Source organism: Aeromonas sp. 2692-1, assembly GCF_013085505.1.
Classification (GTDB): domain Bacteria; phylum Pseudomonadota; class Gammaproteobacteria; order Enterobacterales; family Aeromonadaceae; genus Aeromonas; species Aeromonas hydrophila.
The window spans coordinates 191,636-214,708 of record NZ_CP038513.1; the positions used below are offsets into that span (position 1 = coordinate 191,636).

Consider the following 23,073-nt stretch of genomic DNA (forward strand, 5'->3'; position numbering starts at 1 on the left):
CGCGGCCTGAGTTCAAACGTTAGCAGGCTTATGGTGAATTTCTCTTCGAGGCAAAAGTTTTCGGCATGGCCCAATCCGGACCTGCCGCCAGTTGCTGCCGGGGTATATGCGGTATGGGAAGGAGATACTCTTATTTACTGCGGTATATCAGGCCGTGAGTTTGAAAAGGCCGTTTCAGCCGCTAAGCCAAAATTTGGCCTAGGCTGTGTTCCTAAAGTGGTCACGGGTGGAGTGGATGATTTTATGAATGCGCGCCGTTGTGGCCGCGGTATGGGTGGTAAGATGGCCATCAACTTAGTCCTTTGGGTGTGATTGGTTTTGTTTGGCGACTAATCAGATCGCACAAACTGGACTGAGTTCCCTTCCTCCTGTGATCTACTATTCGGAACAGTTATTTAGATCTGTACACCCTGAGAAGCTTGCCCTGAATCGCTTTCTTGTCGAATTGGGTGACCGCTTGAACGGTCACCTGTAATGGAGTGGGTAGTTACACAGAATTATTTACAGGCTCAGAGTGACCGCTTTTGGTTACTCCAAGTAGTTGGTCATTAAGGCCCCTCCATTGATTCACAATGAGCTGCCTTCGGTTCAAAAGGTACTGCCATCGGTTCTCAGGTTCCTGCCATCGATTCTCAAGTTCCAACCATAGGCCCTCAAGATCATGCCATCGATCCTGAAGGCCCTGCCAGCGGTTCAAAAGGTCCTCCCATCGGCTTAAAAGGTCCGGCAATTCCGTAGAACCAGATTTAAAGTCCAGGAGTTCCTGCGTTTCTTCCCGTAGGATTTCACGCATGTGCTCGAGTAATTGTTCCTGAAGGTCATTAACTTGGTTCAGCAATTGTATGGTGTTGCGATCCTCTTCTTTACGACGCATGCGCCGCCTCGCATCGCGAAACCGAGGAATTCGCTCCACTAAGTCATTCGGAAGCGGCGTAAAGGGGACCCAAAGTTTCATCAGGTCAAGTTCATCGTGATCATAGTGATACTTGGTCAACTCACTGAGGGTGCTGAGCATTTCATACCGTTCGGCTTTGCGCATATCCGGCGTATCTTGTGCTGGATACACCCACCGAAAGAAGTCGACGTAGTACTCTACGTGATTCCCAGTGATGGTTAGATAGTTACCTACCGTACGAGGAAGGAAATCCAGTTCGGCTGCTATTTCGCTTCGGAGTTTTTGGTCGCTGACCCCATCACTCATTCCGAAGCGTTCATAGATGACTTGCACCATGCCGACCACTCGCGGGCACAGAGATCGCTTTGCATTTGTCGGCCATGAAGTCCATCATCCAATCGGGTGGTACAATCTTTTCCGCCCACAAACTGCGGAAGTTTGTAAGTACGCCTTTAATCCTGCGAATGTCCGCTCTATGGGGCTCATACAACAAAGGATTTTGTTGCCGTGGGTCCTGCTTATGTCAGTCCTCCAAGAATCTTTTGGTCGGTAGAAATTCGTCCTCATTTTCATCGTTGTATTCGTATTTTTTCATTTTTCAATGCTCGTTATGTCACCAAAAACATGTTCTGTCAGGGCTGATTTATGGGCCACACACAAGTGGGCATACCGCATAACCATCGCCAGCGTCTTGTGTCCCAAGTGGTTGGCAATCTCCAACAGGGTGGCACCATTCATGGCAAGCAAGGAGGCGCAGGTATGGCGCAAATCGTGGAATCGGAAGTCGGTGATTGCGGCCTCGATAAGGCATGCTTTCCAGTGATGATCGAAATGCTCAAACGGACCATGCAGCTCTGAAGTGTGGGGGAACAGATAGGCATCTCCCACCTGGCGGAACAGCATCAGCTCTTGAATGACGGATGCAGTCAGCGCCAAGATGCGCGGATCCTCATTCTTAGTACGCGGAAGGCGAGCGGTTTTGCGTTGAAAATCGATGTCCGCCCATTTCAGGTTGATCAGCTCGCTCCTGCGGGCACCGGTGGCGATAGCCATGTGGATAAGCAGATGCAGGCGTTCCCACTTACTGGCACTTGCGGCTTTCAGCAGGCGGGACAGCTCATCATCAGATAAGAAGCGGGTGCAACCATTGTCCTCAATCTTCTGGCGAACTTCACGGGCGGGGTTGTGCTTAACGTCGTGCTTGTCGTTGAACCATTGGAATACGGAAGAAATGGCCGCTTTGTAGCGGTTGAGCGTGCCGGGGCTTTTCTCATCTTTTTGGAGAGCCTCGAGAGCAGATTTGATGTGCTGCCGAGAAACCTTACCGACGGGCTTGCCATTGAGACGGTCAGCCCACCAGCCAAGACGCTGGATGATCGAACGATCACGGCCTTTATACTGGTCGAGAAATGCCGTTATTGCGGAATCAATGAGGATTGTGGAAAGGCTGGAGTGCGTCAAAGCATCGGCCATGTCATCGTAAACAATGAGCTGTGCCATAAAGGCTTCGGCGGCTTTTTTGGTTTTGAAGGTTTGACCGATTCGACGGCCATTTTTCATGAACTGTACGCGATAGCTACTGCCACGGTAATCCCCCCGAAAAACCAGGGTGCTCATAAGTAGAATTTTCCCGTACCTTGAACGCAGGAGGTTCTACATGAAAACATCACGCTTTAGCGATACCCAGATCATCGCCATCCTCAAACAAGCTGAGGCTGGAGCTCCCGTCCCGGAGCTCTGCCGCGAGCATGGCATCAGCACGACCACCTTCTACAAGTGGCGTTCCAAATTCGGGGGGATGGATGCCTCCCTCATGGCTCGACTCAAGGAGCTGGAGGACGAAAACCGCCGCCTCAAGAAGATGTACGCCGAGGAGCGCCTCAAGGCAGAGATCATCACCGAGGCCATGGCAAAAAAGTGGTAACGCCATCTGCCCGCCGGGAGATGGCGACCAAAGCCGTGACTCACTACGCCATATCCATCCGTCTGGCTTGCCGGATCTTCAAGGTCAGTGAAAGCTGCTATCGCTATCAGCCCGTGCTGGTCGATGAAAACCAGGAAATTGCCGATTGGCTGCTACGTATCACGGCCAGCCAGCGCAACTGGGGCTTCGGGTTATGCTTTTTGTACCTGCGCAACGTCCAAGGCTTTGGCTGGAATCACAAACGGGTATACCGGATCTATCGGGCGCTGGAGCTCAATCTGCGGATAAAACCCAGGAAACGGTTGGTTCGGGCTAAGCCAGAGCCGTTGGCGGTTCCCGACCAGCCTAATCAGTGCTGGTCGATGGACTTTATGCATGACCAGCTCAGCGATGGCCGCTCGGTGCGGCTGTTTAATGTGATCGATGACTTCAATCGTGAAGCGCTGTGCATCGAGGTGGATTTCTCCTTACCCGCCTCACGAGTCAAACGGGCGCTGGAGCAGGTGATCACGTGGCGAGGTAAGCCCGCCATTATCCGATGTGACAATGGCCCGGAATACATCAGCGAAGAGCTCAAGCGATGGGCGAAACAGGAGGGGATAACCCTGGGCTATATCCAGCCAGGAAATCCGCAGCAGAATGCCTACATCGAACGGTTTAACCGCACGGTGCGCTACGACTGGCTGGGCCATTACCTGTTTGAGTCACTGAATGAACTACAGGAGTTTGCCACGAACTGGCTGTGGGTTTATAACCATGAGCGGCCCAATATGGCGCTGGGTGGCTACACGCCGAAACAGCGTCTGGCACAGGCCGCATGACCTCTACTTTTGAATGCCCCTAAAAATGGGGGGATTACCCCACGCTTACCGGTGATTTTTTGAATGTTTGCCATGGTTGAAACCCTTTGCACGAAATTGCACGAAGTTTTGGTTTTCAACCGCAGTACTCAGGAGACATAACGCCGCATTTGCCACGTTAAACTGTTGACCAAACAGGGTTTTAATAATGGTGCCCGGGGTCGGACTCGAACCGACACGGTTATTCACCGGCGGATTTTGAAACCGTTGACCACCCTTTAAAATCAATAACTTACTGATTTATATCGTTTTGCATTGCTCACTGGTGCTCACTGATGCTCATTGCTGGGGTGTTCGGTGGACTGTTTATGGACACTTTTCAGTGCGGTGATGGGGTTTAGCCGTACCGCATCCTCCAGGTGATCGGGGGCAAAGTGGGCATAACGCATCGTCATCTTGATATCCGTATGGCCGAGGATTCGCTGCAACACCAGAATGTTGCCTCCGTTCATCATGAAGTGACTGGCAAAGGTATGGCGCAGAACGTGGGTGCTCTGGCCAGTGGGCAGCTTGATACCTGCTCGCCGGATAGCCTTCTCGAACTCGGCATAGCAATCATCGAACAGGCGGCCTGTGCGCTTGGGCAGCATGGCCAGCAACCAGGGAGCGACAGGGACAGTCCGGTTCCGCTTGCCCTTGGTCTTTGTGAAAGTGATCCGCCCCATGCCGATCTGTGATCGGCTGACCTTCTCAATCTCAGACCAGCGGGCGCCGGTCGAAAGGCAAAGCATAACGACCAGCCACAGATCCCGCTGCTCCTTGCAGGCATCAAGCAGTTGCTCGATCTCATCCTGGGATAGATAGGCCAGCTCGGATTCTTGCACCTTGTACTGGCGCAGGTCAGAAAGCGGGTTACCGCCGTGCCAAACCCCGAGGCGGGCCAGCTCATTGAACACCGCTTGCAAATAGAGCTGCTCGCGGTTGATGGTGGTGGGGGTGACCTGCTTGCGCTGCCCTGGTACATAGAGCTCACCAGCCAAGCGCCGCTCGCGGTATGCCGAGAAGTGTTCAGAGGTGAACTCGCTGGCCAGCGGGTTGTCCAGTGCCTCGCACAGCCATACCAATTTGTCACGGCGCCGGTCGCCATCAGCCAGGGTCTGGCCGTGACGGCCGAACCAGAGGTGAACCAGATCGAGCAACCGCTGGCCATTCTGCTCAGGCTCGGGTTCATCCTCTTTCAGCCATGGCTTGTTCATCAGCTGGTGCCGTTCCCACGCCAGCGCCTCCCCCTTGGTAATAAAGGATTTGCGCAGGCGGGGGCCGTTTACCCCATCAGGGCGAACGTCTGCCCGCCACGGCTTGGCTTGCCCCTCAATTTTTTTGACTGTCATCGCACACCGCCCGGGCTTGCTTGTGGGATGCAATGGCCTGCGCCAAAAGGTCGCGCGCAGACTTCAACGAAACATCATCGCCAGTTCTGGCGGCGGTATAGAGCTGGCCAACAAACGAATAGGTGCGTTGCACCAGAGAAGCAGCATGCCGGATAACCACATCATCATCCATATGGCTGGTGCGAAGGCCGCTCATCGAATCGCTGGCCGCAGATATCGCCGGATTGACAGTGATGAACCGATACTCTGCGAACTGGTTGGGGTCGATCTGCTGGCCATTGAGCAGGCCACCAAAGCGCGCCATCACTCCATCCGTGACCTGATTCATCTGCTGATAGATATCCTGTTCCAGTCTGCACTGCTCAGCGAGTGACAGTGCCCGCAGTACCGCGGCGGGGTGCTGATCGGATGGTTGTTGCTCTCGCTGTTCATTCGCACTATCAGCGGGTGGCATGGGGGCATCAAACCTAGCCGGACGGGACAGCCAAGCGCCAGCGCCAGCAGCAAGGAACAACAGTACAACCCCTGCAGCTGCTTTGCCTGGGCGAACCTGCGCCCGTTCATCTTTGCTCATCTTGCTCACGGCCACCGCATGGCTGATGAATAGCAGGATGCTATGAGCAGCCGCCAGCAAGCCCAACAGCACAAGTCCGCCAGACAGCTCAATCTTGCCATCAGGAACCATGCCCAGCAGGGAAAACCCGAGGAATCCATAGAGGCCGATAAAAAACGCATTCAGGCGGCGCTTCTGGCCAAGCAAAGCAGGTTTGAACAAACCGGCCACGGTAAGCAACAAACACAAAAGGGCCGCCAAGGCAGCCATCAACGAAAGCATGTGAACTCCTTAGAACTTTTTGCCTGCCCAGACCACACGACCAACCAGATCCAGCTCGGCTAGTTCTTCCTTACTCAGGTCACGGGATTTATACAGCGGGTTGTCAGAGATGATGCGCACACCACCGAGATCGAACTGCAGGCGCTTGACGAACAAGCCACCATCGAGGCGCAGCACATAGAGGCCATCGCGCGGCGCTTCCCCATTCTTCAAGCGCACCAAGATCACATCACCGTCATTGATAGTCGGCTCCATGCTGTCACCCTTGGCGCGAATAACAGCCATCTTGGCCGGGTCAAATCCTTCGCGGCGTAGCCAGTCTGAACGGAAGGCCATCGGTTCGGCTAGCGGCTCATCCGTGATTGTGGCGCCATGGCCTGCACTCGCAAACACTTGATAGGCGGGGATGGTTGTGAACTCACCGGATTGCTCTGGGATGAGATCATTGCTAGCGACCCGATGAAACTTAGCTTGCTCACCCGTACCGAAAACCAACCACTCAAAACTGACACCTCCGGCTTGTGCAAGCTTTAGTGCGCGGTCGACCGGGGGGATCGTTCCTTCATAGAGATAACGCCGCAATCCACCATCAGTCATATCAGCTCTGCGAGCAAAAGCTCTCAATGGTTCGTTACCAATAACCTTTTCTAGCCTCGAAACAAACTCGCTTTGGCTAAATGCGATCTGTTGTAAGCAATTACCACCCATATCGTGCCACCATCAAGTTTATGTGAGCGAAAACTACCTATTACTTGACCGGCGCTTTTTTTAGATCAATCATGCAATCACCAAATCGCAATGAACATCTAAGAGCAGCACCGAGTAGGAGTAAAAGGGGAGACATCATGTCAGCGAACAACATAACGATCAAGATCGCAACCATCGCTACGCCGTTCGAGACGTATTGCTCTGAACATCGAGTAGCAAAAGGGACGGCTAGAAAGATGCTTCATGACGGCCGTCTGACTGCTATGCCAAGGAACAAAGCAAACGACAACATCATGATCAATATGGTGGCAGAAACGGTTAAAGCCGTTGAGTCAGCCAATCTAAAGAATGTTGTCATCGTAGTTGGATAACTATGGCACTCAATGGAGCGAGAACCATGTTTATCGGTGACGAATGCAAACATCCGCACTTTGAATCTGCATGCAGCAGATTTACCTCCACCCATGTGATCAGCAAGGTCGCCGCCGCGGCTGGCATAGATGCTCAGGTGTTGAGAAACAAACTCAACCCTGACCAGCCGCACCAGCTGACCATGGCCGATCTCATCGCGCTGTATCACGCCACCGAAGGGGACGAAACCCTATTCGACGGCATGCTGCTGGAATGCGGGCTGACAGCCATCGCCATTCCAAACGCTGAACGTGCGCCATCCCTCCCCCATCAAGCGATCGACCTCAATGCAAAGGTGGCCAGTATTGGTCAGCGCGCGCTGGCGCTGGCCGAGCAGGGACGGGTTTCACGCACCGAACGCAACACCATCGTCAGTGTGGCCACCTCTGCAATGGGGTCGTTGGCACTGCTGATCCACGACATCGAGGCCCGCTTTCAGGCTGTGCCTACTGTCACCTGTGCATCAGACATCCTGATGCAAACCATGACTATGTAAGGGGAGACCCATGCAACAGACAACCATCAACCACGAAGAACGCAACCTCGCTGGCCTAACTCCGATGGAGCAGGTGGCCATGAATACCGCCGGCTGCCTGATGCTGCGTGAGTTGTTCGGTAAAACCCGCTCCAGTTTGGACACCGACTGGCTGGCCATGAGCCAAGCCAAGAAAGCGGCCATCTGTGCCATCGCCCGCCAGCCACGTGGCGAGCTGATGACAGCCACCTTGTCAGCCCTGCCCCATGCCCAACGCGAAGCGGTCAGGATGGCGGTGATCGCGCTGGAGTACCAGGGGGAGTTTCGCGGCGGTTGTGACACCAAGGTGTGGCACCCGGCACCAGTGACCAGACCGATCGGGGATATCGAGAGAGAGAAGAAGGAACGCGCCGCAAAGCTGCGCATGAAGCGCGCCGTCATGGCCGCCAACCAGATGGCCCAAAGCGGCCCACGAGCAATCGGGCAATAAAAAACCCGCTATCGGTGCGCCAACACCAGCGGGCTTTCATCAATCAGTTATCGACTAGGAGGTCGAATGCCAACTTTAGCCATTCTCGACACAGTGCGCAACCTGCGCCTGCAAAACCGCAAGCTGGCCCGCCTGGGCAGCCGCTACAACTCAAGTCCTGACCTGATCAATGCAGTGGAACAACCGGCCGCCATGGCATGGCGAGCGGTATGGTCATGCGTCAACAGCCGAGGGGGGATCTGATCATGTCTGCAGCTATCACTCGCCGCACCGTTCCGACCATCGAAGACGCCAGCGCCTATCTGGTGCGGCAGGGTTACACCAACTGCGGCACCACCTGGCTGCGCGGCCAGAACGGGTACGCCCGCATGGAGCGCATGACCTCTGGCGCGATCCGCATCATCGAGGGGGTGGCATGAAAAAGCTGTTCCACCCCATCACCCAGCAGGCGGCTTTGACCGATTTGGCAGAGCTGCCACATCGCATCAAGGCAAATACATACAACACCAAGCGCGGCCCAGAGGGCCGCAATCTACGCGAGCAGGCCCGCCAGCAGCTGCGTTGGCTCAAGGTGTTCCGCTCAATGAACGGGAGGGCCAGCGCATGAGCTTCGATGCAATCCATATCGCCAAGCGCGCCGAAAAGGCAGTGCTGCCGCTGCTGACCGAACTGCTGGCCACCGGCGAGCAGGAAAACCGGATCGCCCTGGGCGATCTCTACTCGGGGGATGAGTACATCCAGGTGCAGCTGGTCGTGACCAGCCGTCCTGCCGATCTGCTCGATGACGACTCAGTGATGGGGGATGAGGAATGAGTAGCACCACCGGCAACACCATTGAGCGTGAACTCTACCCAACCCCAAAAAGTGCCGTGGCCGCTCTGATGCGCCGCATTCAGTTCCGTCAGGGTGACACCTTTATGGAGCCGTGCCGCGCCGAGGGGAATATCTATGATGCCGTCCCACTGCCTGATGGTCAGAAGGAATGGGCCGAGATCCGCCATGGCCGTGACTACATGGAATGGGATTTTGGCCGCCAGTTCGACGTCATCATCACCAACCCGCCGTTTTCCCTCACCGAGGAATTTATGAGAAAGAGCCTGTCCGAACTCGCGCCGGACGGCACGCTCATATACCTGCAACGTGTGAACTTCCTAGGCAGCAAAAAGCGGGTGCCGTTCTGGGCTGAAATCGGCTTCCCGAACAAGACCCCGATCCTGGTGCCTCGCCCGCGTTTTGTGAATGGCGGATCTGACTCCTGCGAGTACAGCTGGTTTATCTGGGACAAGGGCAACCGCGTTGCCCTGCCGGACGGTCTGAGCCACCTGATTGCAGAGGAGGCAGCATGAGCCATCGCCTGATCTCTGACCTGCAAACTCGCGTGGATAGATGGTTCAACACCCTGATGGGTGATGAGGCCCGTTTGCGAAGCTACCAGCGAGACCTGCTGGCAATGCGCCAACTATCCCCTCGCCCACGCTGCACGGTCTCTCTGACACTGCGCCAGTGTGTCGCAGCCAGAAAGATGGCGAGGCATGCCCGCCATACGCTGGCTTCCTGCCGGAACAACATCAAAGAGCTGTCGGGTAACCACTACCAATGACCAACCAGAACAACAAAGGGCCAGCCGCCGAGGCTGGCCATCTTGGTTTTGCCATCCACCGCCTGCCGACGCCAAAGCGCAACCAGCTGCAGCTGTCTAAAAAGGCCCTGCGGTCACGCATCGATGCGCTCGCCAACGCCATGCCGGGTACCAAACTGGAAGCCGCCTTTGTGGGCGCCCCTGGAGAGTCCGATCTGGTCTGGGCGGTGCAGTTGCTCGATGGCCTCTCCATGCAGTTCACCCAGGTGCTGTTCAAGCAGTACGTACGCCGCCGCAAAGATGGAACCGCCCGCAACTGCCGTAGCGCAAATATCTGGCTGCGGGAGCGGGTGAAGTGGGTTCGCTCTCTGGTAATGGCGCTGCCGGTCGATGCCCACCATCTGCGTGATGATGACGGCCGCAAGCGGGTCGCCCACCAGTTCGCCAACCAGACGGCCGCCATCTGGAAAAATATCGAGCAGAACGCCACCGCCGGTGAACTGGATCTGATGGAGACATGGGAAGCCATCAAGCAGCCAGCAGACCAGTGGGGCTTTATCGGCAAGATGCCGGAGTTCAAAACCAGAGAGGCGCGGGATAACTGGATCCTGAGCGTCATGGTGCGCCTGCTCTCTGCCAAGTGGTGGGAGAGGCGCGTCAACCGCTGTTGGGATCGCCTGCAAGAGCACATCGCCATTCTGTTGGGTAAGGTGCGCAAGGGCGTTTCTGCCTACGTCTCGAACGCCACCATGAAGGTGGTGCGCGAGCGCAAGCGGGCCATGATGCGCTGGCTGGCCGAGTCGGAGGTGATGAACGAGCAGCACGACCTGGTTGTCTCGATGAAGGACTGCTGGGAGGCGAGCAATGCCAACCCGGTCAACCGCCGAGCCGAGATGATGACCCGCATGCGCGGCTTTGAAGACTACGCCGAGGAGCAGGGCCATGTGGGAGTCTTCTTCACCTGGACGGCGCCGAGCCGATTTCACGCCTGGAAGACGGGCCGCAACGGCAAAACCATCGAAAACGACAAGTACCAGGGGGCCACCCCGCGCGACACCTGCGCCTATCTTGGCCAGCTCTGGAGCAGGGCACGCTCATACCTGAAGCGCTGGGGCATGCCTATCTATGGCTTCCGCGTTTGCGAACCGCACCACGATGGCACCCCGCACTGGCACATGCTGCTGTTTATGCGCAAATGCGACCGGAATGGGGTGATCGATACCCTGCAGCGTTATGCCCTGACAGATGATCGGCAGGAACTCGAGCGCAGCAATCAGGGCATCCCCTTCACCGATTTTACCCCGCGCTTCGACTGGAAGGAGATAGACCCGTCCAAGGGGGACGCCACCGGCTACATCGCCGCCTATATCGCCAAGAACATCGATGGTGAGCATGTGGATGGTGATGACGAGTCGGGCACCACGGCAGACGTGGGCGCCCAGCATGCTTGCGCGTGGGCAAGTTGGTGGGGGGTCCGTACCTTCCAGCAGATCGGCGGCGCCCCGGTCGGGGTGTGGCGCGAGCTGCGCCGCATCAGCAACGCCAAGAAGCACGGCGATCTGGTGGGGCCACCCAAACCGGTTCTGCAAGACCCGCGCTTTGAGGCAGCCCGCTTTGCCGCGGATAACGGCATCTTCCGCTGCTACCTACACGCCATGGGTGGGGCCCTCTCTACCCGCGCAGAGCACCCCATCAAGCTGGCCCACCTCATCGAAGAGCAGGCCAACAGATACGGCGAAGACATCAAGCGCCTGATGGGGCTGCACACCGCTCGCCTGGGTATCAAGACCCGCCTGCAAGGGTGGGAAGTGGTGCCAGCAGGCACCTTTGAGGCCGCCAAGGCCGCCGGGGTTTCGGTTGGGGGTGTTGGGGTTAAGGCGGGCGACAGCCCGGCGCCTTGGAGCTCTGACAATAACTGTACGCAGCCGGATCCTGATGCGTTCGCGGATCAGTTAATGGCAGAGCAATGGGGTTTATCGCCCTTCTCCATCGGTCGTTTGCGCTCAGGCGCCAGCGTCAGCGTGGACGGTTTCAGCCTCTGGCTTGAGAACGGTCAGGTGCAATCGGGACGAGCGATCCCGAGCGAGCCGGATTGGCAGCCAGAGGGCCAGCGGCCAGCCGAACTGGGCCAGCCGGATGAGTACGCGCTGCCGGAAGGCGATGAGGACTGGCCGATGCTGGTTGAGCTGTGCGGCAAGGTTTACCAGGCACAGGGCCATGCCGGGGCATTCCGCTGGATCGAGATGCTGCCGGAGCCCTACCAGTCACACATGTGGGCCGAGCTGGAGAAGCTGGATACACCGGAGTGGCTGCAAGAACAGAACGACTACAGCGAGGAGTGGGTATGAACAACAAACAGACAGTCAGCCGTGAAGATTACCGCCGCCTGGATAATCGGGTGACCTGCATCCTGCAGCAGCGCTGGCCAGCCAACGAGATTAGCCAGTGGGTGGGGATGCTCAAGGGAAAACAACAGTCCGTGGCCTGCGCCATCCTGCGCCGCCGGCACCCTCGCCCCGCGCTGCTGGCCCTGCCAGCCATAGCCACCGAGGTGCCGAACCCGTTTCAGGCCAGCACCAACCGTCCCACCGTGCCGGTGCGCTCAGCCGATGGCCGCACTGTTGGCCGCCGCCATATCGTGGATGGGCTCACCCCCGTGGCCATCGACCAGAGCGGCACCATCCGATGCGCCGTCACCGGCCGCACCCTCTTTATCGCACCAGGCAGCCAAATCGACCGCGCCAACCCGGGCGCCGCCGAACAGCTCAACAAAACATACCAGTCAGCCCTGCACCAGGTAGTGGCTGACCATAGCAGGGAGACCACGAAACAAGCGGGAAGCCATGAATGACATGTTTTATTGAAAAACTGACGATATCGCCATGAATGATCACTCTAATCAGAACACAAAAAAATCTGGACAATATGTCATTATTTTAAGAACGTAGTGAATCACAATCACTTTGTACTAGTTTTCACGATTAGGAGAGATAGTATATGAATAAGACAAATATCGTATATTTAGAGGGTGAGCAGATTCGTCAAAAAAAAATATCTCCAATTTCATTATTCCCTCTGCATTTAGAGCTCCATAAGGCAGGAATAAAAATAGGCGAAGGAACTGGGTTTATATACTTACATCAAGATTCAAATAAAAAGTTCCTAGTGACAAATTACCACGTCGTGACATGCAGAGACCCTAAGGACCCAGCAAGCCTACTTCCAGGGTATCCTGACTCACCGGACGAAATAAAGTTCAGTACTTTGATGCAGCCAAAACTCAGACCAGAAATAGGTGCAATCAAAATCAATGCCGATACAACATGGTATGAGCATTCACGACGTGCAGAAGGCGTAGATATAGTAGCCATCGAAATATCGTTCCCCGATGAGGCGGTTACCTTTACCCAAGATATGCTAGGTCTTGTAGAAGATATAGATGTAATGGCTGGCTCAGATTTGTTTATTGTCGGATTCCCATGGGGTTACAGCGTGGAAGACTATTACCCAATATGGAAGAGGGGAACTGTCGCCAGTGAACCATCAGTTAAACCAAACGGATTATCGATGTTTTTTATTGACGCTTTTACGCATCCAGGTATGTCTGGCTCTCCTGTTTTTGTATCCAGTTGGAGAAGTATGGTAGATCTAAATCGCGAAGCATATGATAGTTACCATATGTACAAAGAAGGTAATCTCAGCGCTACTGATTTTATTAGTAGTATTGATACAACGTCCATGGAAGGGAAATCTAGACTGTGCTTTAGTCTAGTCGGGATTTATTCAGGAAGAGTTTCAGTGCGAGATAAAGACCCAAACATTGGTATTGTTTGGCAAAGATCCCTTATTGATGAGTTATTTAATGTCAGTAATCTAGTGAAGCATCCATATCCACCGATAGAAGTCAGTAACTAACCAAAAGTTCGGCGCAAACCTATTCAATAAATCCATACTATGCATTTAAGTTTGAAAAGAAACGACCTCATTTAAGTCAAGGGGCGCTATTGCGCCCCCAGTCCTTCCAGTACCATCTGCCGCCCCTCTGGCGTCAGCGACCCCATCAAGCTCAGCACCAGCTGGTTCGCCGTCTTGGCTGACGGGCTCAGTGTATGGGTGAACGACAGACAAGCCACCCAGGAGTGGCCGCACTCTGCATCAGTGCACTGGCAATACAGATCAGAGACGTCATCGCTCAACTTGTTGGTTTTGGTAATGCGGCCCCGTTGGCCACACACTTTGCAATAAACCCGCATCACCCCTCCCGATAAATCAAACATTCAATCAATAGATTGCATCTTACCCCAAAAGGACTGGTTTTTTATACAGCCGACCCGATAGTTTCCCGAAAATCGACCCACAGCGCGCGGGGCAGCCCGGCACTGTTGATGGAGTCCTTGATCAGTTCGCACAGTGGCAGCACCTCGTTGCGGGCATAGGTAGCGTCATACTTATCAGGGTCACCCAAGCCGCCGCCGCCATTGGTCGGGATGATACCGGCCAGAGCAGGCGGGTACCGGTGCGCCGTCAGCACATCCTGGGCGGTGATCCCCTTGATGGCTGCGAACTCGTCTTTGGTCGCGATATCCCCAACCGGGATCAGCTTGATGCCGTCAGGCTTGCCTTCAGGGATGTTCACGAACATCGAGCGGAAGTTACCAACCCCCTTAGAGTTGGCGATCATCTGCTTCATCTCCTCCTCGGTTTCATCGTCCATGTTCGGGTCGGTGGTGTAGAAGATGAACCCCATGTGGGCGCCGTTGAGGAAGTATTTGCGGCGGAACAGGGTGGCATCCTGGTTGAGCAGGGCCGACTGCAAGCCGCCCAGATAGTCGGGCATGCCATAGACCTGCTGCTCTGGGTCGTACTGGGCCAGCCAAATCACATCCTCCGGCCGATAAACCAGGTTAGGCTTGCCCTGCTGCAGATAGACAAAGCACCCGTCAGCCCGGCGGCGCAAATAGACGCTGGAAAGCGGGTGCAGCCCCACCACCTGGCCAAAGCCATTGCGCAGCTTGAGCAGGCCACCGTCACCGAATTGCACGTAGTTGTGCACATAGGCGGTGATGACATTGCGCTGGGTGGTGAAGCGACCCGCCACCATATTGCGGCGCGCCATCAGGATCGCCCCGTGGTGAGCGTTGGCCCGCGCCACCTTGGCCAGCCCCTTGCGGTCAATGGGCGGCTGGTAATATTCCCCATAGGGATTGAAGAATACCCCGGTGTAATCGGTCATCCAGGCCGTGGGGTCGATGGCCTCCGCCGTGCTGAACATCACAGATGGCCGAGGGGATGAGGTGGCCACCTGCTGGGCCGGTTTTTGTCGTTTGGTCATGCTGCCTTCTTCTGCTGGCTGGTTACCCAGGTGGATTTACGTTTGCGGTTGGTATCGAGCGGCTCGTTGGCCACGGCGTGGGCGATGGCAAAAAACACGTCAGCGTGTCCGGTCACATTGTCCCGAGCGGCACGGAACGTCATCTGGCCGCCGCCGGTGGTGCTGCGCTTGATGGCGAGGAACGCCAGCGGGATATCCCGATCCGAGCCGTCCCACTCGATGCGGTTCGCCTCAACCACATCGATCATCTTGAGTACCAGCCGCGATTTGCTCTCGATGCTGTAGTTGATGGGGTGGCATACCCCTTTGAAGGTGGGCTTCAACAGGTCAAACACCCCGGAGCCGATGCCGGAGACATCGACCCCGAGATAAGTGACCCGGAACTTCTTGGCAATGCGCTCGATCTCCTGCGCCTGAAACTGGAAGTTGAGCCCGCGCCAGTAGTGCTTTTCCAACACACGGAACCGCTCACCGGCGACCATCGGTGGGGCAACCACCACAAGGGTGGCGTTGTCGCGGGTGCGGCTCGGGTCGTAGCCCATCCACACCTCGCGCCGCCCGAACGGGTCAGGTCGCCCGGGCTTGTAGTCCTCCCACCGGCTCGGGTCAACCCCTGCCCGCTCCATATCCTGGAACTTGAACACCGACAGGGCATCATCGATAAACCGGCACATGTAGAGGCGATCGAACACCTCTTCGGGGTACTCGTCTTTCAGCTCCTCGATGTCGATGAGGTTGCAACCAAGGCGAATGGCATCCTCGATGGTGATGACGTAACGCCACTGCCGATCAGGGCAGATGCGGCCGCCGTCGCGCAGATCATCTTCACCAGGGAAATCGATGGCCACCCGGCTCGGACGCTGGCCCTTCCAGCGATCCCCCGTCCAGAACCGGTACGCTTCGTGAACCTTGCTCGATGGGGTCGAGAAGTAGGTCTTGCGCCAGCGGCTCTGGGTCGCCATGGCGCTGGCCACGTCCGATAGCTTCTCGAAGTTGGGGATCCAGAAATACTCGTCGATGTAGACGTTGCCGGAGCGGGACTGGGCGCTGTTGGAGTTGGTCGAGCAGAAGTGCAGCTCGGCCCCGTTCGACAGCACAATGGGGTTACCGGTCAGGGTGACACCGAGGAAGGTCTGGGCAATCTTGCAGATGTAGGAGCGGAACACCTCTGCTTGGGCGCGGGTGGCTGACAGGAATATCTGATTGCCGCCGGTCAGTACCGCATCTTCCAGCGCCTCACCGGCGAAGTAGTAGGTCATGCCGATCTGGCGTGACTTCAGGATGTTACGGGTGCGCGGCAGTGCCGGGTCGTTCTTGGCCTCACGGCAGCGCAGCTGATAGCCGAACAAGGTACCAAGCCACTCGGCAAAGTCTGCCTCGGTGAGGTGGCCGATCTCGTTCTTGGCCTTCTTGCCGCCCTTCCCTTTGCGGCCACCGCCATCCTGCCCGCCCCTGCTACGCGGGGAACGGTCGGGGGAAGGCTCGTCACCGGATTCACGGCGGGCGGTCAGCGCCTGCTGGCGCTCGGCCCACTTGAGTGCCTTCTCTTTCAGGCTGACATGGTGCCCGACCAGTCGGTCGATTTCGTCGAGTTCTTCGGGGGTTTTCTTCTCTCGGCCCAGCAGAGAGTGCAGGCGGCGGGCAATGGCATCCTCCACCGCCTCTTCGGTCAGCAGGTCACGCCAGCCGTACTTCTCGGCCCAGAAGTAGACTACCCTGCAGGAGTTAAGGCCAAGTTCGTCCTTGATCTCCTGGGGTGTCCATCGTTTAAGGTAGAGTCCCCGCGCGGCATTGCGGATCTCTTCGGGATACGCCACGGCGCCTCCATCTTGTGAATGATGGCGCCATCATAGCCAGCCCCCCGCCCCCACTTATCGCCCTGATGTTCCAAGCAATTCGGATATCCCCATGGATCCGAATCGCCTTGAACACAACCGGATGAATACCCCTTGCCGACCCGATAGCCTGAGCCCGTATCAATTGGGAGCTGGCATGAACATATCAACCTTGAGAACTGGCTGGGTCTGCATCGCCACCGAAGGCACAACCGTCGATGGTCGGGAGATTACCGCCGCTTGGCTGACTGACATGGCCGAGACCTACGATCCGGAATACTACACCGCACTGATTTGGCCTGATCACGACCGCTGGTCGAACTTCGGCTATGTACAAGAACTGAAGACAGAAGTCGTGGATGGCAAGCTCAAGCTATTCGCCATCCTGAGCCCGACCCGTGATCTGGTTTATTACAACCAGGTTGGCCAATACCAATTCTGTTCCATCGAGCCGCAAGAGCAATTTGCCGATCTGGGCCGCACCTACCTGCGCGGCCTCGGCGTTACCGATGAACCAGCCAGCACCGGCACCACCCACCTGAAGTTCAAAGACAAGAGTGGCAAATCTCGCCTGATTGGCACCAGTGAGCCGCTGGATCTCTCCACCTTCAAACTGCCAAAGAACGAAAAAGCCGACGGTCTGATCACCAAGTTTTTCAGCTTCTTGGCCAGCCATGGTGAACAGGAAACCAAACCCACCCCCAGCCATCCAGAGGATGAGGAAATGACCAAAGAACAGTTCGACCAGTTGCTGGGAGCCGTCAACGGCCTTGGCACCAAGATCGAAGGCTTTAGCGCAAAGCTGGAAGCAAAGCCGGAGGTAACGCCCGAGCCGGTTATTGAACCGAAAGAAGAAGACGACAAGTTCAGCAAGCTGAACGAGACCATCACTGGTCTGGCAGCCACCGTCGGCGAGCTGAAAGGCCAGATCGAAAAGTTCTCCGTTGAGTTGCCGGACCAGCGCCCGAGCCCATTGGGCGGTGACGACTCCACCTATCAAGTTTGCTAAGGAGCATTCAGTGAGCCAAACCCTGACCGTTCAGGCCGAACAGCGCCTGAACAAATACTGCGATGCCCTGGCTAAAGCCTATGGCATCGACATCACCAAGCTGGGCAAACAGTTCAGCGTCACCGGGCCGGTTGAGACAACCCTGCGTTCTGCCCTGCTCGCCTCGGTCGAATTCCTCGGCATGATCACCTGTCTGGACGTAGACCAGATCACCGGCCAAGTGGTGCAGGTCGGCGTCGGCCAGCTCTATACCGGTCGTAAAAAAGGCGGCCGCTTCAAGGGCGAAGTGGGCGTTGATGGCAACAAGTACGAGCTGAAAGAGACCGACTCCTGCGCCTCTCTCTCTTGGGCCACCCTCTGCACCTGGGCAAATGCCGGTAGCGAAGGCGAGTTCATCAAGCTGGTTGGCGAGTTCGTCAACACCGCATTCGCCCTCGATATGCTGCGGGTTGGCTGGAACGGTGTATCCGCTGCTGATACCACCGATCCGGAATCTCACCAGCTCGGCGAAGACGTCAACAAAGGCTGGCACCAGATCGCCCGCGAGTGGAACGGTGGTAGCCAGATCATCAAGGCGGAAGAGGGCAAGAAGATCTACTTCGACCCGGACGGCAAGGGCGATTACAAGACCCTCGATGAGATGGCCTCCGACCTTATCAGCACCACCATCGATCCGCTGTTCCAGCAAGACCCACGACTGGTGGTACTGGTCGGTACCGATCTGGTAGCCGCCGCTCAAGCCAAGATCTACAGCGAAGCAACAAAGCCGAGCGAACAGATCGCCGCCCAGCAGCTGGCCAAGTCCATTGCCGGTCGCAAGGCGATGATCCCGCCGTTCTTCCCGGGCAAGCGGATGGTAGTAACCACCCTGGACAACCTGCACTGCTACACCCAGCGCGGTACCCGCAAGCGCAAGGCAGACGATAACCAGGACACCAAGAGCTTCGATAACCAGTATTGGCGTATGGAAGGCTATGCCCTGGGAGAGCACAAGGCCTATGGCGGCTTTGAAGAGGCCGACATCGTGATCGGTGCTGATCCTGCGGCTCCAGCAGAAGCGGGTGCGTAAACCATGAGCTCACCCGGTCAACGTCACAAGCAGCGTGTGCATGCCATGCAGGGGGCCGAACAGGCCGCCTGCACGGGCGTGGCCACCGGTGCGGTGGCTGACAGCCTGCACCTGCAAATGATTGCCCTGGAACAGGACATCGTTCGCTTGCGCAAGCTGGCCCGAATTGGGGATCGGGTGAACATGAAACGCGACGAGCTGATGCCCAAATACCGCCCCTATGTGGAGCGGTATCTGGCCAGCGTGGCCGAGTCCGGTCAGTCCTACCAGAACGAGCTGTTTCAAAGGCTGGTGATCTGGGCCTTTGACGTTGGTGACTTCGACACCGGGATCGCCTGGGCAGAGCTCGCCATCAAGCAGGGACAACGAACCCCGAACAACTTCAAGCGCGACTGGGCCACCTTCGTGGCCGACACAGTGCTGGAGTGGGCCGAGAAAAACGCCGCCGAAGGCCATGCCGTCGAGCCATGGTTCTCCCGGGTGTTCGACAAGGTGCGCAACGAGTGGCGCCTCAACGAGAAGCTGACCGCCAAGTGGTTCAAGGCTGCGGGTTGCCTGCTGCTGCGCGACCAGGACGGCCAGCCACGACCGAGTGCAGTGGGTGACAGCGCCACCCTGGAACAAGCAGCCCACTGGCTGCTCCAGGCCGAGAAGCTGCACCGCAAAGCGGGGGTAAACACCCTGCTGCTCAAAATTGCCATGCGCCTGCGGGCGCTCAATCCGGAGCAATAAGACTCTCCGCGCCACCGCACCCCGGCGGGGAGGATAGGCAAGCCGCAAGGCCTGCGCCGAATCCTGTGATCCGTGGCTTCAGGGGTGCACCTATTCAACCAGCGAGGTCACTGATGTTTGCAGGCAAGGATATCGACTACAGCGCAGCCACTATCCGCAATGACGGGTTTTGGCCTGATGTGGCCGTGGCCGACTTCGAGCGCCGCCGCGCCCTGCCTGCTGACCTAGACCAACAGACCACCGGCGCCGCCCTGCTGGCCGCCGTATCTGAAATCAACCTGCAACTGGCGATGCGTCAGGCCGCACTGATGGCAGAGGGCTACGTCAGCGCCGCCGATGTGCCGGGGCCGAGCCTTGAGGGCGGCACTAATGCCCTGACCGAGCAGTATCTGGCCGCCGTGTTTGCCCGTGCCAAAGCAGCCTTGCTGCCGGAGTTCGCCAGCGTCACAGAACGGGCCGCAGCAAACAACCAGGTAGAGCGATCCCCAGACCAACGCGCCCAGCTGCTGGCCGAGAGTCAGCAACTGGTGCGCAGCATCAAGGGCAAGCGACGTGCGGGGGTGTCCTTGATATGAGTGAAGGCATGAACGAACAGCAGGCCCAGGGCTATTTCCTCCACGCTCTCCACGCCGAGATCCAGCGGGTGCTGCCAGCCAAGTGCCACAAGCATCTGGATAGCTGGATGGAGAACGGCACCATCAGGCTGGAGCCCAAGAACATGGGCCCCACTGGGGTAGATGTGGCATGGCTCACCTATCAGGCGGTGTTCACCGTCGAGCAACTGCCGTTTCGCGAGCTGGATCCGGCCATCGTGCTGGCCTCTGTGGCCGCCTGGGTGCAGGAGCATGACGAGTTTCGCGAGCAGTTCGATCTGGCCGATCCCGAGTACGCCGTCACCCCGAACGATGAGAAGACCGCCGATCTCGAGATCCAGCTCGCCTTTACCGAGCCGCTGCGCCTGATCGAACACCCCAAGGGCCCCATCAACTGGATGGGAAAACGCTGGAACGTGGCCCCGTATGAAATCTGGGTGGCAGACCACATCGATATGAACGTCGGTGACACCGGCCATCACCAGATCGGTGACCCGTCATGATCACCATCACTCTCGACACCCAGCGCAGCAAGGACCAGCTGAACCTGCTGGCCCTGCCGCCCAAGAAGCGCCAGCGGCTGGTGTGGCGAGCCGCCAACGAGATGAAGAAGCTGGCCGCCCGCAACGTGCGCCAGCAGCAAGACCCCAACGGCAATGCATGGGCCCCCCGCAAGCGGGGCAAACGCAAGATGCTGCGCGGCCTGCCAAAGCTGCTGGTGATCCATGAGCCAAGCCAGGATGTGGCCGAGCTCGGGTTCAAAAAGGGGGCAATGAACGTTCATGCCGGGGTTGTCGCCAACACCCACCAGAAGGGACACACCTACAAGGTGACCGCGGCCAGTCGGCGCCGTATAGCCTCCAGCGATGGCGGCAAGAACAAGCAGGCCAGCAAGGCGCAGGCCCGCAAGCTGCGGGAGCTGGGGTTCAAGCGTCCAGGCAAGCGCAAGCGGGCATACAGATCGGCATCGCTCGGCTGGATAACCGGCAATCTCAACTACGCGCAAGCGGGGTTGCTGATCAAGAAGCTCAAGGACGAGCCGGTGAAAGAGAGCTGGGAGATTGAGCTGCCAGCCCGCCCGTTCCTCGGCGCCAACACCAAGCAACGAGAGCAAGCCTTTGCCCGCGCCCTGCAAAGCATCAACTACGGCTGGGACGTCAACAAGCAAGAGATGAAGAGGAAATAACGCCATGTGGCCTTATGTACAGATCAACAACTTGAACCAGATGCAGGGGCCAGTGACGGAAGTCGAGCGCCACCTGCTGTTCATCGGCACCGCACCGACCAACACCGGCAAGCTGCTTTCGCTAAACACCCAGAGCGACTTCGACAAGCTGCTGGGCGAGGCCGACAGCGAGCTGAAAACCAACCTGCAAGCCGCCATGGTCAACGCCGGTCAGAACTGGACGGCTGCCGCCTTTGTACTGCCCCCCGACATGGACTGGAAAGATGCCGTCCGCGAAGCCCAGAAAACCCAATCCTTCGAGGGCTGTGTGGTACTGGGTCAGGAGTGGGACGAGGCGAAAATCAACGCCGCCCACGCCCTCAACCAGGAGCTGATCGCCAAGATGGGGCGCTGGCAGTTCATGCTGCTGGTCGTGGCTGGCATCGTCACTACCCTCGAAGGCGGCCAGGACTGGAGCGAATACGAGGCCAAACTGGTCGCGCTTCAAGATGGCATCAAGGCGGAATCCGTCACCCTGCTGCCGCAGCTGTGGCCCAACCTCGCCGGGGCCTACGCCGGTCGCCTCTGCAACCGTGCGGTGAGCATCGCCGACAGCCCAGCCCGGGTGAAAACCGGCGCCATGGTGGGCCTTGGCAACAAGCCGAAGGATAAAGACGGCACCGAGCTGCCGCTGGCAACCCTGCAAACTCTCGAACAGAACCGCTATTCGGTGCCGATGTGGTACCCGGACTATGACGGCATCTATTGGGCCGATGGCCGCACCCTGGACGCCGAGGGCGGCGACTACCAGGTGATCGAAAACCTGCGGGTGGTCTACAAGGTGGCCCGCCGGATGCGCCTGCGCGCCATTGCTCGCGTAGCCGATCGCTCCTTCAACTCCACCCCGGGCAGCACCGCCGCCGCCATCATGTACTTCGGCAAAGACCTGCGCGAGATGGCCAAGGCCGTCACCATCAACGGCCAGCTGTTCCCGGGCGATATCGCCTCACCCAAGGATGGCGATATCACCATCAAGTGGACGGCCAAGAACTTGGTCTCCATCTACGTGGTGGTGCGCACCGTGGACTGCCCCAAGGGGATCGATATCAACATCATGCTCGATTTGAGCCTCAACAACGGGGAGGGCTAACCCATGACCAGACGTATTTCAGGCCAGAGCTTCGATACCGAACTGATGGGCGCCATGGTGCACGTCGAGAAGGCCAGCCTCTCCATCACCGACAACAGCGCTGTGGCGCAAACCCGTGGCATTCCTGACGGCTATGTCGATGGGGATGTGGCCGCAGAGCTGGAGTTCGAGCTCGATGCCAAGAACTTCACCCTGCTGAGCGATGCCGCCAAGCGGGCCGGTAGCTGGCGCGGGATGAAGCCTGACGATGTGCTGTTCTACGCCGACACCGGCGACGAACAGATGAAGGTGGAAGCCTTCGGCGTGAAGCTCCAGATCTCTGACCTGCTGGATGTTGACCCAAAGGGGGGCAGCAAGGGGGTACACAAGATCAAGGGTTTCGTCACCTCCCCCGACTTCGTTCACATCAATGGCGTGCCGTACCTCTCCGAAGACGACACCCGCCACATGAAGGGCTAACGGATGGATCTGATCGACCGTGCCACCCAACACGCCGAGCGGATGCTGGCGGCCCAGTTGGATAACCAGCTCGGCCGCAGTCATCACCAGGGCGAGAGCCTGTACCACTGCGAGGAGTGCGGCGATCCGATCCCGGATGCGCGCCGCCTGCATGTGCCGGGTGTGCGCCTGTGTGTCAGCTGCAAGAGCCGCGCAGAACGGCGCGGGCAATAACGAGAACG

At 57.5% G+C, this 23,073-nt stretch carries 30 protein-coding genes; 22 read left to right on the forward strand and 8 right to left on the reverse strand.

The features are described from left to right. Nucleotides 1-487 precede the first annotated feature (487 nt). Nucleotides 488-1,231, reverse strand: coding sequence for a hypothetical protein (locus E5E97_RS01005; protein WP_171279733.1), 744 nt, complete (start codon nt 1,229-1,231; stop codon nt 488-490). A gap of 255 nt (nt 1,232-1,486) precedes the next feature. Continuing rightward, nucleotides 1,487-2,512, reverse strand: a complete 1,026-nt coding sequence (locus E5E97_RS01010; protein ID WP_171279734.1) for a site-specific integrase — start codon at nt 2,510-2,512, stop codon at nt 1,487-1,489. A 40-nt stretch (nt 2,513-2,552) separates the two neighbouring features. Here E5E97_RS01010 and E5E97_RS01015 point away from each other — a divergent pair. Next, nucleotides 2,553-3,640, forward strand: a protein-coding gene (locus tag E5E97_RS01015; protein WP_099368947.1) for an IS3-like element ISKpn10 family transposase whose coding sequence is annotated in 2 segments (ribosomal slippage) — nt 2,553-2,805 and nt 2,805-3,640 — 1,089 coding nt in all. Because the reading frame shifts where the segments join, the coding sequence is not laid out codon by codon here. Nucleotides 3,641-3,948: 308 nt separating this feature from the next. On the opposite strand, the gene E5E97_RS01020 is transcribed toward E5E97_RS01015, so the two are convergent. Genes E5E97_RS01020 through E5E97_RS01030 form a run of 3 tightly spaced genes read right to left on the reverse strand, consistent with a single transcriptional unit; the run spans nt 3,949 to nt 6,553 of the window. Continuing rightward, complete coding sequence (locus tag E5E97_RS01020) at nt 3,949-5,010, reverse strand: site-specific integrase (protein WP_171279735.1); 1,062 nt, start codon at nt 5,008-5,010, stop codon at nt 3,949-3,951. Beyond that, the gene (locus E5E97_RS01025; RefSeq protein ID WP_171279736.1) at nt 4,991-5,845 is read right to left on the reverse strand and encodes a hypothetical protein; all 855 of its coding nucleotides are present in this window, start codon (nt 5,843-5,845) and stop codon (nt 4,991-4,993) included. Before E5E97_RS01025 ends, E5E97_RS01020 begins: the two co-directional genes overlap by 20 nt. A gap of 9 nt (nt 5,846-5,854) precedes the next feature. Further along, entirely contained in the window at nt 5,855-6,553 is a 699-nt protein-coding gene (locus E5E97_RS01030) for a helix-turn-helix transcriptional regulator (RefSeq protein WP_171279737.1), read from the reverse strand. A 137-nt stretch (nt 6,554-6,690) separates the two neighbouring features. Between E5E97_RS01030 and E5E97_RS01035 the strand changes: the two genes are divergently transcribed. The 12 genes from E5E97_RS01035 (at nt 6,691) to E5E97_RS01090 (ending at nt 13,423) form a co-directional block, all read left to right on the forward strand. After that, nucleotides 6,691-6,924, forward strand: a complete 234-nt coding sequence (locus E5E97_RS01035) for a regulator (protein ID WP_156853774.1) — start codon at nt 6,691-6,693, stop codon at nt 6,922-6,924. 26 nt (nt 6,925-6,950) lie between these two features. Continuing rightward, nucleotides 6,951-7,460, forward strand: a complete 510-nt coding sequence (locus E5E97_RS01040; protein WP_171279738.1) for a phage regulatory CII family protein — start codon at nt 6,951-6,953, stop codon at nt 7,458-7,460. A gap of 10 nt (nt 7,461-7,470) precedes the next feature. After that, nucleotides 7,471-7,929 (forward strand): hypothetical protein, encoded by a 459-nt coding sequence (locus E5E97_RS01045; RefSeq protein WP_171279739.1) that lies wholly within the window; start codon nt 7,471-7,473, stop codon nt 7,927-7,929. Between the two features lie 66 nt (nt 7,930-7,995). Beyond that, nucleotides 7,996-8,172 carry a hypothetical protein gene (locus E5E97_RS01050; RefSeq protein WP_160163719.1) on the forward strand — a complete coding sequence of 59 codons (177 nt, stop codon included), beginning with the start codon at nt 7,996-7,998 and terminating at the stop codon, nt 8,170-8,172. A 2-nt stretch (nt 8,173-8,174) separates the two neighbouring features. Continuing rightward, nucleotides 8,175-8,348, forward strand: coding sequence for a hypothetical protein (locus E5E97_RS01055; RefSeq protein WP_253265133.1), 174 nt, complete (start codon nt 8,175-8,177; stop codon nt 8,346-8,348). Further along, nucleotides 8,345-8,536, forward strand: coding sequence for a hypothetical protein (locus tag E5E97_RS01060; protein WP_171279741.1), 192 nt, complete (start codon nt 8,345-8,347; stop codon nt 8,534-8,536). Before E5E97_RS01055 ends, E5E97_RS01060 begins: the two co-directional genes overlap by 4 nt. Then, complete coding sequence (locus E5E97_RS01065) at nt 8,533-8,742, forward strand: hypothetical protein (protein WP_045525316.1); 210 nt, start codon at nt 8,533-8,535, stop codon at nt 8,740-8,742. The genes E5E97_RS01060 and E5E97_RS01065 overlap by 4 nt, the downstream gene beginning before the upstream one ends. Beyond that, nucleotides 8,739-9,275 carry a DNA methyltransferase gene (locus E5E97_RS01070; protein ID WP_171279742.1) on the forward strand — a complete coding sequence of 179 codons (537 nt, stop codon included), beginning with the start codon at nt 8,739-8,741 and terminating at the stop codon, nt 9,273-9,275. Before E5E97_RS01065 ends, E5E97_RS01070 begins: the two co-directional genes overlap by 4 nt. Then, on the forward strand, nt 9,272-9,529 hold the full coding sequence (locus E5E97_RS01075; RefSeq protein WP_010636123.1) for a hypothetical protein: 258 nt from the start codon (nt 9,272-9,274) through the stop codon (nt 9,527-9,529). The genes E5E97_RS01070 and E5E97_RS01075 overlap by 4 nt, the downstream gene beginning before the upstream one ends. A 140-nt stretch (nt 9,530-9,669) precedes the next feature. Then, on the forward strand, nt 9,670-11,856 hold the full coding sequence (locus E5E97_RS01080; RefSeq protein WP_253265165.1) for a replication endonuclease: 2,187 nt from the start codon (nt 9,670-9,672) through the stop codon (nt 11,854-11,856). Then, nucleotides 11,853-12,359 carry a hypothetical protein gene (locus E5E97_RS01085; protein WP_171279744.1) on the forward strand — a complete coding sequence of 169 codons (507 nt, stop codon included), beginning with the start codon at nt 11,853-11,855 and terminating at the stop codon, nt 12,357-12,359. Before E5E97_RS01080 ends, E5E97_RS01085 begins: the two co-directional genes overlap by 4 nt. Nucleotides 12,360-12,505: 146 nt before the next feature. Next, on the forward strand, nt 12,506-13,423 hold the full coding sequence (locus E5E97_RS01090; protein ID WP_171279745.1) for a serine protease: 918 nt from the start codon (nt 12,506-12,508) through the stop codon (nt 13,421-13,423). A gap of 86 nt (nt 13,424-13,509) precedes the next feature. Here E5E97_RS01090 and E5E97_RS01095 read toward each other — a convergent pair whose 3' ends face one another. From E5E97_RS01095 to E5E97_RS01105, 3 genes are all read right to left on the reverse strand, one after another. Next, nucleotides 13,510-13,761 carry an ogr/Delta-like zinc finger family protein gene (locus tag E5E97_RS01095; RefSeq protein WP_049045784.1) on the reverse strand — a complete coding sequence of 84 codons (252 nt, stop codon included), beginning with the start codon at nt 13,759-13,761 and terminating at the stop codon, nt 13,510-13,512. 65 nt (nt 13,762-13,826) lie between these two features. Further along, the gene (locus tag E5E97_RS01100; RefSeq protein ID WP_171279746.1) at nt 13,827-14,840 is read right to left on the reverse strand and encodes a phage portal protein; all 1,014 of its coding nucleotides are present in this window, start codon (nt 14,838-14,840) and stop codon (nt 13,827-13,829) included. Then, nucleotides 14,837-16,657 (reverse strand): terminase family protein, encoded by a 1,821-nt coding sequence (locus tag E5E97_RS01105; RefSeq protein WP_171279747.1) that lies wholly within the window; start codon nt 16,655-16,657, stop codon nt 14,837-14,839. Before E5E97_RS01105 ends, E5E97_RS01100 begins: the two co-directional genes overlap by 4 nt. A gap of 175 nt (nt 16,658-16,832) precedes the next feature. Between E5E97_RS01105 and E5E97_RS01110 the strand changes: the two genes are divergently transcribed. The 9 genes from E5E97_RS01110 to E5E97_RS01150 all read left to right on the forward strand — a co-directional run bounded on the left by E5E97_RS01110 (nt 16,833) and on the right by E5E97_RS01150 (nt 23,065). Next, a complete protein-coding gene (locus tag E5E97_RS01110) occupies nt 16,833-17,684 on the forward strand; it encodes a GPO family capsid scaffolding protein (protein ID WP_171281189.1) in 852 nt (283 codons plus the stop codon). A gap of 10 nt (nt 17,685-17,694) precedes the next feature. Next, nucleotides 17,695-18,753, forward strand: coding sequence for a phage major capsid protein, P2 family (locus E5E97_RS01115; protein WP_171279748.1), 1,059 nt, complete (start codon nt 17,695-17,697; stop codon nt 18,751-18,753). A 3-nt stretch (nt 18,754-18,756) separates the two neighbouring features. Beyond that, nucleotides 18,757-19,485, forward strand: a complete 729-nt coding sequence (locus E5E97_RS01120; protein WP_171279749.1) for a terminase endonuclease subunit — start codon at nt 18,757-18,759, stop codon at nt 19,483-19,485. A 113-nt stretch (nt 19,486-19,598) separates the two neighbouring features. Beyond that, nucleotides 19,599-20,060, forward strand: coding sequence for a head completion/stabilization protein (locus tag E5E97_RS01125; RefSeq protein ID WP_049045777.1), 462 nt, complete (start codon nt 19,599-19,601; stop codon nt 20,058-20,060). Beyond that, entirely contained in the window at nt 20,057-20,581 is a 525-nt protein-coding gene (locus E5E97_RS01130; RefSeq protein ID WP_171279750.1) for a phage tail protein, read from the forward strand. The genes E5E97_RS01125 and E5E97_RS01130 overlap by 4 nt, the downstream gene beginning before the upstream one ends. Continuing rightward, nucleotides 20,578-21,264 carry a phage virion morphogenesis protein gene (locus tag E5E97_RS01135; protein ID WP_101316813.1) on the forward strand — a complete coding sequence of 229 codons (687 nt, stop codon included), beginning with the start codon at nt 20,578-20,580 and terminating at the stop codon, nt 21,262-21,264. The genes E5E97_RS01130 and E5E97_RS01135 overlap by 4 nt, the downstream gene beginning before the upstream one ends. 4 nt (nt 21,265-21,268) lie before the next feature. Beyond that, nucleotides 21,269-22,393 (forward strand): DUF2586 domain-containing protein, encoded by a 1,125-nt coding sequence (locus E5E97_RS01140; protein WP_171279751.1) that lies wholly within the window; start codon nt 21,269-21,271, stop codon nt 22,391-22,393. A gap of 3 nt (nt 22,394-22,396) precedes the next feature. Further along, nucleotides 22,397-22,852, forward strand: a complete 456-nt coding sequence (locus E5E97_RS01145) for a DUF2597 family protein (RefSeq protein ID WP_019838945.1) — start codon at nt 22,397-22,399, stop codon at nt 22,850-22,852. Between the two features lie 3 nt (nt 22,853-22,855). Continuing rightward, on the forward strand, nt 22,856-23,065 hold the full coding sequence (locus E5E97_RS01150; RefSeq protein ID WP_171279752.1) for a TraR/DksA family transcriptional regulator: 210 nt from the start codon (nt 22,856-22,858) through the stop codon (nt 23,063-23,065). The last annotated feature ends 8 nt before the right edge of the window (nt 23,066-23,073 follow it).

Coding starts and splice junctions, on each gene's coding strand:
- E5E97_RS01005 (WP_171279733.1), bottom strand. CDS start 1,231: ATGGTGCAAGTCATCTATGAACGCTTCGGAATGAGTGATGGGGTCAGC.
- E5E97_RS01010 (WP_171279734.1), bottom strand. CDS start 2,512: ATGAGCACCCTGGTTTTTCGGGGGGATTACCGTGGCAGTAGCTATCGC.
- E5E97_RS01020 (WP_171279735.1), bottom strand. CDS start 5,010: ATGACAGTCAAAAAAATTGAGGGGCAAGCCAAGCCGTGGCGGGCAGAC.
- E5E97_RS01025 (WP_171279736.1), bottom strand. CDS start 5,845: ATGCTTTCGTTGATGGCTGCCTTGGCGGCCCTTTTGTGTTTGTTGCTT.
- E5E97_RS01030 (WP_171279737.1), bottom strand. CDS start 6,553: ATGGGTGGTAATTGCTTACAACAGATCGCATTTAGCCAAAGCGAGTTT.
- E5E97_RS01035 (WP_156853774.1), top strand. CDS start 6,691: ATGTCAGCGAACAACATAACGATCAAGATCGCAACCATCGCTACGCCG.
- E5E97_RS01040 (WP_171279738.1), top strand. CDS start 6,951: ATGTTTATCGGTGACGAATGCAAACATCCGCACTTTGAATCTGCATGC.
- E5E97_RS01045 (WP_171279739.1), top strand. CDS start 7,471: ATGCAACAGACAACCATCAACCACGAAGAACGCAACCTCGCTGGCCTA.
- E5E97_RS01050 (WP_160163719.1), top strand. CDS start 7,996: ATGCCAACTTTAGCCATTCTCGACACAGTGCGCAACCTGCGCCTGCAA.
- E5E97_RS01055 (WP_253265133.1), top strand. CDS start 8,175: ATGTCTGCAGCTATCACTCGCCGCACCGTTCCGACCATCGAAGACGCC.
- E5E97_RS01060 (WP_171279741.1), top strand. CDS start 8,345: ATGAAAAAGCTGTTCCACCCCATCACCCAGCAGGCGGCTTTGACCGAT.
- E5E97_RS01065 (WP_045525316.1), top strand. CDS start 8,533: ATGAGCTTCGATGCAATCCATATCGCCAAGCGCGCCGAAAAGGCAGTG.
- E5E97_RS01070 (WP_171279742.1), top strand. CDS start 8,739: ATGAGTAGCACCACCGGCAACACCATTGAGCGTGAACTCTACCCAACC.
- E5E97_RS01075 (WP_010636123.1), top strand. CDS start 9,272: ATGAGCCATCGCCTGATCTCTGACCTGCAAACTCGCGTGGATAGATGG.
- E5E97_RS01080 (WP_253265165.1), top strand. CDS start 9,670: ATGCCGGGTACCAAACTGGAAGCCGCCTTTGTGGGCGCCCCTGGAGAG.
- E5E97_RS01085 (WP_171279744.1), top strand. CDS start 11,853: ATGAACAACAAACAGACAGTCAGCCGTGAAGATTACCGCCGCCTGGAT.
- E5E97_RS01090 (WP_171279745.1), top strand. CDS start 12,506: ATGAATAAGACAAATATCGTATATTTAGAGGGTGAGCAGATTCGTCAA.
- E5E97_RS01095 (WP_049045784.1), bottom strand. CDS start 13,761: ATGCGGGTTTATTGCAAAGTGTGTGGCCAACGGGGCCGCATTACCAAA.
- E5E97_RS01100 (WP_171279746.1), bottom strand. CDS start 14,840: ATGACCAAACGACAAAAACCGGCCCAGCAGGTGGCCACCTCATCCCCT.
- E5E97_RS01110 (WP_171281189.1), top strand. CDS start 16,833: ATGAACATATCAACCTTGAGAACTGGCTGGGTCTGCATCGCCACCGAA.
- E5E97_RS01120 (WP_171279749.1), top strand. CDS start 18,757: ATGAGCTCACCCGGTCAACGTCACAAGCAGCGTGTGCATGCCATGCAG.
- E5E97_RS01125 (WP_049045777.1), top strand. CDS start 19,599: ATGTTTGCAGGCAAGGATATCGACTACAGCGCAGCCACTATCCGCAAT.
- E5E97_RS01130 (WP_171279750.1), top strand. CDS start 20,057: ATGAGTGAAGGCATGAACGAACAGCAGGCCCAGGGCTATTTCCTCCAC.
- E5E97_RS01135 (WP_101316813.1), top strand. CDS start 20,578: ATGATCACCATCACTCTCGACACCCAGCGCAGCAAGGACCAGCTGAAC.
- E5E97_RS01140 (WP_171279751.1), top strand. CDS start 21,269: ATGTGGCCTTATGTACAGATCAACAACTTGAACCAGATGCAGGGGCCA.
- E5E97_RS01145 (WP_019838945.1), top strand. CDS start 22,397: ATGACCAGACGTATTTCAGGCCAGAGCTTCGATACCGAACTGATGGGC.
- E5E97_RS01150 (WP_171279752.1), top strand. CDS start 22,856: ATGGATCTGATCGACCGTGCCACCCAACACGCCGAGCGGATGCTGGCG.